Here is an 11063-nt window from a genome sequence, read left to right as displayed (position 1 = left end):
TTTTGATTTGGGTGTAAGTGCTCCAACATGAACGTGTTGCCGATAATGCCATCAGGGCTGTGTTGGCGCAGCACTGCCTCGCCATCAACCAATGGCAGCTTAAAATCGCTACTGAGCCTGGTTAGCGTGGCGTTAATGGCCAGAGGCGCCCGAAAGCGCAGTAAATCATGCTCCCGTGCCAGCTGATAATGGGCCAGGGCCTGCTGTGTGTCGCCTCGTTGCCGGTACAACCCTGCCAGCTGAAAATGCCAGCTGGCAATATGAGGTTCGGTAATCAGTGCCTGCTGCAGTTGCTCCACTGTTGGGTTTGGCCACGCTGGCCTGGCTGAGACAAAAGGCGGCTGATCCGCTTCGTTACTGGCAATAGTGCTGAGTAGCACCGGAATGCCGGCTGCCTGAAACTGGCTTAGCAGCAGGCGCATATTGGCGTCGAACTGGTCAATGCCGGCATTAAACAAGGCGGAGTATTTCGTTATTTCAGTATGGCGGGCAATTTGCGCCATCATGGTTCGCTCTGCTGTAAAGGCTGGAGGGGCGCTTAGCCAGGCACTAAAGCGCTGCAATGCCTGAAATAATGCCACCTTACGCAGCGTTAAATACAGCAGTTTAGTACCGTGGCTGTACTGCCCGGCAAAGGTAGAGCCCACACCCATTACCCCTAAAAATTCATTGTGGCCGGCATACACCAGCACCAGATCGGGCTTAAGGGCAATGACTTCGTCGCTGATATCGAGCAGGGTGTAGGAGTTTATGGCGGCCATCGCCAGATTAATCACCTCAATATGCTGTTCAGGATATAGCCGTTTTAAGCGCTGTTGCAGCATTGCTGCCGGTGCGCCCCAGCGACCATACGGAAAGCCCGCCGCCGAAGAGCCGCCAATAAACACGATGCGTTGCATACCGGGCGCTTTTTGTGCCAGAAAATACTGAGTGTCAGGGCTAACCTGTGGTGCCTGAGCCGGGGTGGCAAAGTAGCGGTTTATCAGGGCCGGGTTGGCTTGCAAGTAACCTGGCATCGTTGCCACCGGCACCGTTAATGGATAACGCTGATACAGGCTACTCTGGCGCAGCAGTAGTTCTGCCAGCAGTAACAGCAGCAGTGGGAGCACCAACGCGATACTGTAAAACAGCACTTTACGGCGGCGGGTTACGGTGGCTGCTGAAACAAGCATAATCGGCATGGGTTTCGGAATAAACGGCAGAATAAATATGACGGTACCCGATGTTTCGGGGCGCAGCAAGTTTTGGCGCATTTGAACTACCGCCCATTGTCAATTAAGGTTACTTTAGATAAGGGTTTTATAATGGATGGTGCGGTAGCAGCCGGCTTATGCAATATATTCTGGGTATTTCCTGTTTTTATCATGACAGCGCTGCATGTTTGCTGGCCGACGGGGTTATTGTGGCCGCAGCGCAGCAGGAGCGTTTCAGCCGGATAAAACACGATGCGGCGTTTCCCGCTGATGCTATCCGTTATTGTTTAAGCGAAGCCGGTGTTGCGGTGACTGATTTAAGCGCCGTGGTGTTCTACGATAAACCGCTACTGAAGTTTGAGCGCTTACTGGAAACCTATCTGGCCCATGTACCGCGGGGATTTCGCTCCTTTCTGGCGGCCATGCCCATTTGGCTGAAAGAAAAACTGTATTTAAAAACCGTGCTGCGCCGCGAGCTGCGCACTCTGGCAGGGCTGGATAAAAAAACCGCGTTGCCGCAGCTGTTGTTTAGTCAGCATCATCAGGCGCATGCCGCCTCAGCGTTTTATCCAAGCCCCTATCAAGAGGCTGCTGTTATCTGCCTCGATGGGGTAGGCGAATGGGCTACTTCAACAATTTGGCATGGTAAAGAGCATACGTTAACGCCTTTGTTTGAACTGCAGTTTCCGCATTCGCTGGGATTGCTCTATTCTGCCTTTACTTATTACTGTGGTTTTAAAGTCAATTCTGGTGAGTACAAGCTAATGGGGCTGGCACCTTATGGCGAGCCGCGCTTTGTCCAGACCATCTACAGTGAGCTGGTTAGCGTTAAATCTGACGGCAGCTTTGCGCTTAATATGGCCTATTTTAGCTATCCGGTAGGTTCAAAGATGGTGAACCGGAAGTTTGAAAAGTTATTTGGCATGCCGCCATTAGCCCCTGATACTACGCCCAGCCAGCTTTATCTCGATTTAGCCTGCTCGGTGCAGCAGGTTACCGAAGAAATTGTACTGAAAATTGCCCGCCATGCGCATCAGCTGACAGGGGCTAGTAAGTTATGTCTGGCCGGTGGCGTGGCCCTTAATTGCGTGGCTAATGGTCGCCTGTTGCAGGAAGGCCCTTTTAGCGAACTTTGGGTGCAGCCAGCGGCGGGGGACGCCGGCGGTGCCTTAGGGGCGGCCATGCTGGCCTGGCATCAGTATTTTAAGCAACCACGAGCTGCGGATGAGCAACACGACCAGATGCAGGGTAGCTATTTAGGGCCAGCCTACCATGATGCTGAAATTTGCCAGTTGCTGGATAAGCAGCAGATACCTTACCAGCAATTAAGCGATAACATTTTATATCACACCACGGCCGGTTTACTGGCGGCAGGCCAGGTGGTAGGTTGGTTTCAGGGGCGGATGGAATTTGGCCCCCGGGCACTGGGTAACCGCTCTATTTTAGGTGATGCCAGAAGTGCTGCCATGCAAAGCATTCTTAATTTGAAAATTAAACAACGTGAATCGTTCCGGCCGTTTGCCCCGGCTGTAATAGCCGAATATGCTACGGAGTATTTTGATCTGAAAACGGCCAGCCCTTACATGCTGTTAGTGGCGAAAGTGAACCCCGAGTTATGTATCAGCCTGCCACCTGAGGTCCGTGGCCTGAATAAGCTGGCGCAGCAACGCTCAAGTTTACCTGCAATTACCCATATTGACTACAGCGCCAGGGTGCAAACGGTGGCTAAGCAGGACAATCCGCGGTTTCATCACTTACTGCAAACCTTTCACGAATTGACGGGGACGCCGATACTGATCAATACCTCGTTTAATGTTCGGGGGGAACCACCGGTCTGCAGCCCGGCTGAGGCATTGCAGGGCTTTCTGGCAACGGATATGGATTATCTGGTGCTGGGCAACTGTGTGCTGAGTAAAGCCGAGCAGGACTCGGCACAGTTGGCCGCGGCCAGATTGCGCAGTTTTGCAAATGATTAACCCGTTGCGCACTAAGGATGCATTATGCAGTTGCTGTTAAAAAGCGACCGAAGCGGTTTACGCACCTTTGGCTGGCAAATGGCTATTGCCCTGCCGTTGGTGTTTTCGCTGTTGCTACCCTGGTTATTTGGTTATCTTAGCGTGGCGACTTTGCCACTGTGGCCGCTGGTGTTGTCGGCCATGCTATTGCTAATGGCATGCTGCTGGCCAACCGGACTGTATTATCCGTACCGCGGGTGGATGGCTTTTGCCACAGTGATGGCCTGGCTGAATACCCGGCTGCTGCTGGGGCTGGTGTTTTACCTGATGTTATTACCGCTTGGACTGGTGCTGCGGCTCTGCAGTAAGTTGCAATACCAGCATAAACCTACCGGCGACAGCTTCTGGTTAGCGCCCGATAAGGTACCCACCGCAAAAGATTTAGAGGATCCGTTTTAATGCAGGAATTTTTAACTGATTTATGGGCTTTTTTGCGGGTTCGTAAAAAAATATGGTTGTTACCAGTTATTCTGGTGCTGGCCTTATTGGGCGCGCTGGTGGTGGTAAGCCAGCAATCGGCCTTAGCAGGGTTTATTTATACCCTATTTTAGCCCGGATTTCGGCTTTGCCAGCATCAACATTGGCTAATAGCGCACAGATCCTGTAAGCTGCACGCCCTTCAAAACGAGGGCCACTGCAGCTGCGGCAGATTTTTCTCGCAGCCTTTATTGCGGGATAACGCATGCAATTTACCGATTTAAACCTGTCGAACGATATCTTAAAAGCCATTAGCGACAAAGGCTACACCACACCATCACCCATTCAGCAGCAAGCCATTCCGGCGGTATTATCTGGCAAGGATTTAATGGCCGCCGCCCAGACCGGCACCGGTAAAACCGCCGGCTTTACTCTGCCGCTTCTACAAATGCTGAGCGAGGGCAGTAGCCAGGGCCGCAAAGTGCAGGCAAACCAGGTACGGGCGCTTATTTTAACACCCACCCGTGAGTTGGCGGCGCAAATTGCTGAAAGCGTAAAAGTGTATGGTAAATACCTGCCACTGCGCTCTGCCGTGGTATTTGGTGGGGTAAGTATTAACCCGCAGCTGATGGCGCTGCGCAAAGGCGTGGATATTCTGATCGCCACGCCGGGCCGGTTGCTGGACTTATACCAGCAAAATGCCATGCGTTTTACTCAGTTGGAAGTGCTGGTATTGGATGAAGCCGACCGGATGCTGGATATGGGCTTTATCCGCGATATTAAAAAAATTCTGGCGTTGTTGCCAGCCAAACGACAGAACCTGCTGTTTTCGGCTACCTTTTCTAACGAAATACGCACCCTGGCCAAAGGCTTGCTGCACAACCCGGTAGAAGTGACAGTAACGCCACCTAACAGCACCGTTGAAAAAATTGAGCAATGGGTTTATCCGGTTGATAAAAACCAGAAAGCCGCCGCGTTAATCTCGCTGGCGAAACAACATAATTGGCGTCAGGTGCTGGTATTTACCCGCACTAAACACGGCGCCAATAAGTTGAGCTTACAGCTAGAAAAAGCTGGCATCAGCGCTTTGGCCATTCATGGTAATAAAAGCCAGAACGCCCGCACTAAAGCTCTGGCAGAATTTAAAGCCGGTACTATCCGGGTGCTGGTAGCTACTGATATCGCGGCCCGGGGCCTGGACATTGATATGCTGCCGCAAGTAGTAAACTTTGATTTGCCACACGTGGCGGAAGATTATGTGCACCGGATTGGCCGCACCGGCCGCGCCGGTAAATCGGGTCAGGCAATATCGCTAGTCTGCGCTGATGAGTCAAAAGAACTGGCGGGTATTGAGCGTTTAACCAAACAGCAAATTCCACGACAGGTGGTTGCTGGTTTTGAGCCTGTGCAGGCATTGGCCGACAGTAACCCGAACAGCAAGCCCTACCGGCCCAAAAAGCCAAAAACTGAGCACCGCGACGGTCGACGTTCACCACGCAGTTAAGCGCTGGCAGTGCTAACCTGCTTGCTTTTTGGTCGGGATAGTCAAAAGGAGCTGTTGTTATTACAGCAGATATGAATATACTCATGTACAGGAAGTAAAGGAGTATAGTGGTTATGTACGGTTATATTGCCCGTCAGCCTATTTTCGATGCTAACAAATCAGTGTTCGGCTATGAGCTGTTGTTCAGGGATGGCGAAGCGAATAGCTTTCCAAATATTGATGCCGACGAAGCAACCAGTAAGTTATTGCTGCAACACCACTTATTGCTGGGTGTTGAAAGCATTACCGGTAACAAACCCGCCTTTATTAATTTTTCTGCTGATACCTTGCTGCACCGCTTTCCTACCTCTATCAACCCGGCCAGCACGGTCATTGAAATCCTGGAAACGGTACCAGCAAGTCAGGAATTGTTAGAGGTATGTCAGAATTTACATAGTCAGGGTTATAAACTGGCATTAGATGATCACGACTTTGACCCGAAATGGGATGAGTTTCTACCCTATATTACTTATGTGAAAATAGACGTACTACAATTTAACTTGCTGCAAATTAGCCGCTATTTGCGGCGGATTGCCGAGTATCCTTTGGTACTGCTTGCTGAGAAAGTAGAAACCGCGGAGCAATTTGAAAAGCTGAAAATGATGGGCTTTGTGCTGTTTCAGGGCTACTTATTTGCCCGGCCAGAAATGATGAAGCAAAAGCAGCTTAGCTCTAACAAAGCGAATTTGTTGTCGTTAATTGCTGAGTCATCAAAAGCCGAACTCGATTTTGATTTGCTGGCGGGTATTTGTCAGCGGGACGTCGGGTTATCCTATAAATTATTGCGGTTTGTCAATAACAGCCAATTTGCTGCGCGCCAGCCCATTAGTTCACTAAAACTAGCAATGGTGTCAATGGGCGAGCCTGAGCTGAAAAAGTTTATTGCGTTGCTGGCACTGGCAAATTTGGCAGATAGCGAACAGGATGACCGCCTGACTGTGGCATTAATCCGGGCGCGGTTTTGTGATTTACTGGCCGAACAAAAACACTTGTCGAACAACCCCCCCAGTGCGTTTTTAACCGGTTTATTCTCCAACGTCCATGAAATTATCGAACAGCCACAATTGGTCATGCTCGAGCAACTGCCACTGCAAACTGAAATTAAACAGGCATTACTGAGCCAGTCAGGCCTGCTTGGCAAAATGTTGCAGTTAACGTTGGCGTTTGAACGCGGTGACTGGGAAACCACCATCAATCTGGAGCAGCAAATCAGTGGTATTGCCAAACTGGCCGACGTGTATCAGCAAGCTGTGCGTTGGGCAGATACTATCCTGGTTCGCTAACAAGAGCGGCGACGGTCGGACGTTCAGACAAACATACCTGATTGCGTCCCTTGGCTTTTGCTTGATATAACGCCTGGTCGGCTGACGCGATTAACTGTTCTGTATTGTCACGGGCATAATAACTTGCAATACCAACACTGGCGGTAAGTTGCAGCTCGGCGGCTTCTGTAAATGGTTGTGCACTCAGCTGTTGCCGTAGCCTCTCGGCGATAATAACCGCATCAGGTTGGCCAGTATCAGGTAATAAAGCCAGAAACTCTTCACCACCATAACGAGCCAGCCAGTCTACGTCTCTAAGTGCGTCTTTAAAGCAGTTACTGGCATGAAGTAACGCTTGATCGCCAATTTGATGGCCGTATCTATCATTAATTTTTTTAAAGTAGTCCAGGTCGATCAGTAGAATGCTAAATACTGAATGATGACGATCACAGATTCTAGCTTGATTTAATAGTTGTTGATCTATGATACGCCGGGTCCACAGACCGGTAAGGCTGTCGCGATCAGCAAGTGAGCGAATTTTGGTTACTAATCTGGCAAAGGCGTTACCAACAAGACTTAAATTAATAACAATAGTCAATACAACCAAAAACCATAATTGTGGCAGTGAATCCGGATGTTTAATGGAGATATAGTCTTGTGTAGCATTCTGGGTGTGAAAGATAAATCCGATTCGAATTATAAAGAACAGAGAGACGAGCGCAAAAGGACTACTGACAGATAAGGCGGCAACCGTATTGAATTCCTGTTTAATTCCCCTGTAATTAGCCCAGGCAGCATAACCAAACAGGCTTGATGCAGCAATTGAGAACACCACCCCAATTAACACGAAGTTTTCGGTATTGTGGCTTAATGGCCACAACACAATCAGTGCTAATACAAGAATTGATTGGGCAACCCGGCTGGACCCGGATAATTTAAATAGTTTGACCAGGCCAGTATATAAGAAATAGAAACCCGCTAACATCGACGCATTAGAGGTAAACCAGAATCCAAAGGAAGGCGGCTGATTCTGGAGGTAGATTAATAATGTACCACTAAAAATCAGCAGATTAGACAACGCAAAGTGGCGGCTGGCCAACGGACATATCCGAACTACCCAACTCATTAAACACCAGGACATGCATCCGACAAGGGAGAGTAAGGCGATAAATAAAATTAGAAGTCTGGCTTCAGTTACTGTTTCCATTACTTATCTCCTTCTGGGCATTACTATAGCCAGCTTCAGGCCTAAATAACAGTGTTTTATCGGTCCAAGCATACAGGACGCTTGCATACGTATGCACCAAAAAAAGGCAGCCAGCCAGGTTAATTCTGGGGTAAGTTACTGGGTTAGTACTAAGGCAGGGTAAAAGCAATGACAACACCAACTCAAAACAAAACCAGCACTATTCGTCTCGGCGTCAAACCCTTGCTGGCAATGCTTGCTGCAACAATTGTTACTTATAGTATTACCGGTTGTAGCCAGCCGCCAGCCGAACAGGCGACACCGGCAAAGCCTGATACTAAAGCTGAACTTAGTGCCGCTGAGCGCCATGGCAAGCCGGTGGTTTACCAGGTTTTTATTAGGCTGTTTGGCAATACTAAAACCACCAATAAGCCTTGGGGTACGTTAGAAGAAAACGGTGTTGGTAAGTTCAACGACTTTACTGACGAGGCGCTGGCCGGTATTAAAGCACTCGGTACCAGCCATATCTGGTATACCGGGGTGCCGCATCATGCGGTTATTAACGATTACACAGCGTTTGGCATCAGTCTGGACGATCCTGATGTGGTAAAAGGCCGCGCAGGCTCACCCTATGCGGTAAAAGACTATTACAGTGTGAACCCCGATTTAGCGGTTAACCCGGCGCAGCGGCTGGCAGAATTTAAAGCCTTAATTGAGCGTACGCATCGGCATGATATGCAGGTGCTGATTGATATTGTGCCTAACCATGTGGCACGGGATTACCAGTCACTGGCTAAACCCGACGGCGTAACTGATTTTGGTACCAAGGACGACAGCACGGTTGAGTATGCCCGCAACAATAACTTTTATTATGTGCCCGGCAAGGCGTTTGCAGTGCCACAATGGCCAGACAATTATCAGGTATTGGGCGGCGAGCCGCACCCGCTGGCCGATGGCCAGTTTAGTGAAAACCCGGCTAAGTGGACAGGCAATGGTGCCCGCGCCGCCCAGCCGGCGTTTGACGACTGGTATGAAACCGTAAAAATTAACTACGGCGTGCGGCCTGATGGCAGCTATGACTTCGACAGTTTGCCCTCAGAGTATGCTGAAAAAGACTGGCAGGCCCATTATCAGTTCTGGCAGGACAAGGATGTACCGGATTCCTGGTTAAAATTCCGCGATATTACGCTGTATTGGCTCGATTTTGGCGTGGATGGCTTTCGTTATGATATGGCGGAAATGGTGCCGGTAGAATTCTGGAGCTATTTAAACTCGCATATTAAACAGGTTAACCCCAATGCTTTTTTACTGGCTGAGGTGTATCAGCCTGACTTATACCGGGATTATATCAAACTGGGGTTAATGGACTACCTGTACGACAAAGTAGAATTTTACGACAGCTTAAAATTAGTAATGCAAGGCAGCGGGCCCACCTCGGCGCTGGTGGAAACCCAGCAACGAATGGCCGATATTGAGCAGCATATGTTGCACTTTCTGGAAAACCATGACGAGCAGCGGATTGCCAGCCCGGATTTCGCCGGGGATGCCCGTAAAGGCATGCCGGCGATGGTGGTGTCGGCGTTAATCAGTACCTCACCGACCATGTTGTACTTTGGTCAGGACGTTGGCGAGCCGGGCGCACAGCAAGCCGGCTTTGGCCAGCCGACCCGCACCAGCATTTTTGATTATATTGGCGTGCCGCATCACCAACGCTGGATGAACGGTGGCAAATTTGATGGTGGTGCACTAAGCAAAGATGAAGCGGCCCTGCGTGATTTCTATGTGCGGTTAATGCAGTTCAGTGCTACCGCGCCGGCGCTAATGGGCGAGTACTATCAGTTACACACGGCAAATCTGGCGAACAACACGGCCTACAGCGAGCAGCAACTGGCGTTTGCCCGCTACACCCATCCGCAACAGCAGGACGCCCAGCAGTTAATTGTGGTCAGTAATTTTAATGCCGAACAAGCCAGTGAGTTTGAACTGATACTGCCATCGGAGCTGATAAGCGAATGGCAATTAGCCGATGGTAGCCATGATCTGGCTGGCCAGTTAGGCGAGGGTGCAGCAGAGCTGCAGGTTACAAATGGTGTGGGGCGGGTTACTATTGCCTTGCCGCCGCTGGGCTCAGTGGTCTATCGCGTCCAGTTTTATCAGGAGTAACCATGTGCTATTTAATTTCAGTAAGCCGCTTGCTGGCGGCTTTTGGCCTGCTGACCGTTTTTGCTGCGACGGCCGCCGATTATCAGTCACACCGTCAGCTGGGAAACCAGCTGTTGCTGAAAACCAGCGAGGGCGAACTGGCCATTACCTTTTTTCAACCACAGGTAGCAGAAGTCCATTATTTACCTGACGGCCATACCCAGCTGCCTTCTTTTGCTATTGGCACTAAGCCGGCACCGCTTACCCTGACCGTGCTTAACCAGAATGATCACTTAGTGTATAGCTCAGAGCACATGAGCGTAAAAATAGCTAAATCACCGCTGAAGCTGAGCTTTTACAACGGGGGTGAGCTTATCACCACCGAGCAACCGGGCTTCTTTCGAAACAGTGAGCAGCTGGGTTTTAAATTTGGGTTAACGGCGCAGGAAAAGCTGTTTGGTGCCGGTCAGCGGGTATTGGGTATGGACCGCCGTGGCCATCGTCTGCCGCTATATAACAAAGCGCACTATGGCTACAGCACCGAATCTGAACAAATGTATTTCAGCCTGGCTGGTGTAATGTCGAGCAACAAATATATGTTGCTGTTTGATAACTCGGCAACCGGCCATATCGATTTAGGCAAAACCGCAGCCGATACGCTGGAGTTCAGTGCAGTAGGTGGCCGCAGTGCGTATATCGTGGTGGCGGGCGACAGCTTCCCTGAGCTAATTGATAACTACCTGACGGTGAGTGGCAAGCCGCTATTACCTGCACGCTGGACCCTTGGCAGTTATGCCTCACGTTTTGGCTATCGCACTGAGGCTGAAGCGCGGGCGGTGGTACAAAAATACCGTGAGCTGGGCCTGCCGCTTGATGCTATCGTGCTCGATTTATACTGGTTTGGCCCGGATATTAAAGGCCATATGGGTAACCTGGCCTGGGACCGCGAAGCCTTTCCAGAGCCAGAGCAAATGCTGGCCGACTTTAAAGCTAATGGTGTTAACACCATTTTAGTGACCGAGCCTTTTGTTTTAACCAGCTCGAAGCGCTGGCAAGAGGCGGTAGCTGCAGAAGTATTGGCCAAAGCAGCTGATGGCAGCCCGAAAACCTTTGATTTTTATTTTGGTAATACCGGCTTAATTGATGTGTTTAACCCGGTCGCCGCCGACTGGTTCTGGCAAATTTATAAAGATCTGGCTGAGCAGGGTGTGGCCGGGGTATGGGGCGATTTAGGCGAGCCGGAAGTGCATCCCTCTGATACCCAACATATGTTGGGTAGTGCTGATGAAATTCATAACGCCTATG

At 50.1% G+C, this 11063-nt stretch carries 9 protein-coding genes; 7 read left to right on the top strand and 2 right to left on the bottom strand.

The window, feature by feature from the left end:
• Nucleotides 1–1253, bottom strand: a 1253-nt coding sequence (locus ABY802_RS14200; RefSeq protein ID WP_372627782.1) for a hypothetical protein, incomplete at its 3' end; no start/stop codon positions are given.
• Between the two features lie 77 nt (nucleotides 1254–1330).
• Between ABY802_RS14200 and ABY802_RS14195 the strand changes: the two genes are divergently transcribed.
• The 5 genes from ABY802_RS14195 to ABY802_RS14175 all read left to right on the top strand — a co-directional run bounded on the left by ABY802_RS14195 (nucleotide 1331) and on the right by ABY802_RS14175 (nucleotide 6451).
• Nucleotides 1331–3169 (top strand): carbamoyltransferase, encoded by a 1839-nt coding sequence (locus ABY802_RS14195; protein ID WP_372627781.1) that lies wholly within the window; start codon nucleotides 1331–1333, stop codon nucleotides 3167–3169.
• 24 nt (nucleotides 3170–3193) lie between these two features.
• On the top strand, nucleotides 3194–3607 hold the full coding sequence (locus ABY802_RS14190) for an SxtJ family membrane protein (protein ID WP_372627780.1): 414 nt from the start codon (nucleotides 3194–3196) through the stop codon (nucleotides 3605–3607).
• Nucleotides 3607–3759 (top strand): DUF5989 family protein, encoded by a 153-nt coding sequence (locus tag ABY802_RS14185; RefSeq protein ID WP_372627779.1) that lies wholly within the window; start codon nucleotides 3607–3609, stop codon nucleotides 3757–3759. Before ABY802_RS14190 ends, ABY802_RS14185 begins: the two co-directional genes overlap by 1 nt.
• A 131-nt stretch (nucleotides 3760–3890) precedes the next feature.
• Nucleotides 3891–5129, top strand: coding sequence for a DEAD/DEAH box helicase (locus ABY802_RS14180; RefSeq protein ID WP_372627778.1), 1239 nt, complete (start codon nucleotides 3891–3893; stop codon nucleotides 5127–5129).
• Nucleotides 5130–5242: 113 nt separating this feature from the next.
• A complete protein-coding gene (locus ABY802_RS14175) occupies nucleotides 5243–6451 on the top strand; it encodes an EAL and HDOD domain-containing protein (protein WP_372627777.1) in 1209 nt (402 codons plus the stop codon).
• On the opposite strand, the gene ABY802_RS14170 is transcribed toward ABY802_RS14175, so the two are convergent.
• Nucleotides 6435–7637 (bottom strand): diguanylate cyclase, encoded by a 1203-nt coding sequence (locus ABY802_RS14170; protein WP_372627776.1) that lies wholly within the window; start codon nucleotides 7635–7637, stop codon nucleotides 6435–6437. The two genes, ABY802_RS14175 and ABY802_RS14170, sit on opposite strands and share 17 nt — an antisense overlap.
• Before the next feature lie 168 nt (nucleotides 7638–7805).
• Between ABY802_RS14170 and ABY802_RS14165 the strand changes: the two genes are divergently transcribed.
• Complete coding sequence (locus tag ABY802_RS14165; protein ID WP_372627775.1) at nucleotides 7806–9779, top strand: alpha-amylase family protein; 1974 nt, start codon at nucleotides 7806–7808, stop codon at nucleotides 9777–9779.
• 2 nt (nucleotides 9780–9781) lie between these two features.
• Nucleotides 9782–11063 (top strand): TIM-barrel domain-containing protein (locus ABY802_RS14160; RefSeq protein ID WP_372627774.1); only part of this gene is annotated, 1282 nt, incomplete at its 3' end.

The organism is Arsukibacterium sp. (assembly GCF_041616895.1).
In the GTDB taxonomy this organism is placed as follows: domain Bacteria; phylum Pseudomonadota; class Gammaproteobacteria; order Enterobacterales; family Alteromonadaceae; genus Alishewanella.
Note: the sequence above shows the minus strand (reverse complement) of the source record. Positions and strands in the feature narration are given on the sequence as shown.

Excerpts from the sequence above, each read along its gene's own strand:
- ABY802_RS14195 (WP_372627781.1), top strand. The coding sequence starts at position 1,331 with ATGCAATATATTCTGGGTATTTCCTGTTTTTATCATGACAGCGCTGCA.
- ABY802_RS14170 (WP_372627776.1), bottom strand. The coding sequence starts at position 7,637 with ATGGAAACAGTAACTGAAGCCAGACTTCTAATTTTATTTATCGCCTTA.
- ABY802_RS14190 (WP_372627780.1), top strand. The coding sequence starts at position 3,194 with ATGCAGTTGCTGTTAAAAAGCGACCGAAGCGGTTTACGCACCTTTGGC.
- ABY802_RS14180 (WP_372627778.1), top strand. The coding sequence starts at position 3,891 with ATGCAATTTACCGATTTAAACCTGTCGAACGATATCTTAAAAGCCATT.
- ABY802_RS14165 (WP_372627775.1), top strand. The coding sequence starts at position 7,806 with ATGACAACACCAACTCAAAACAAAACCAGCACTATTCGTCTCGGCGTC.
- ABY802_RS14175 (WP_372627777.1), top strand. The coding sequence starts at position 5,243 with ATGTACGGTTATATTGCCCGTCAGCCTATTTTCGATGCTAACAAATCA.
- ABY802_RS14185 (WP_372627779.1), top strand. The coding sequence starts at position 3,607 with ATGCAGGAATTTTTAACTGATTTATGGGCTTTTTTGCGGGTTCGTAAA.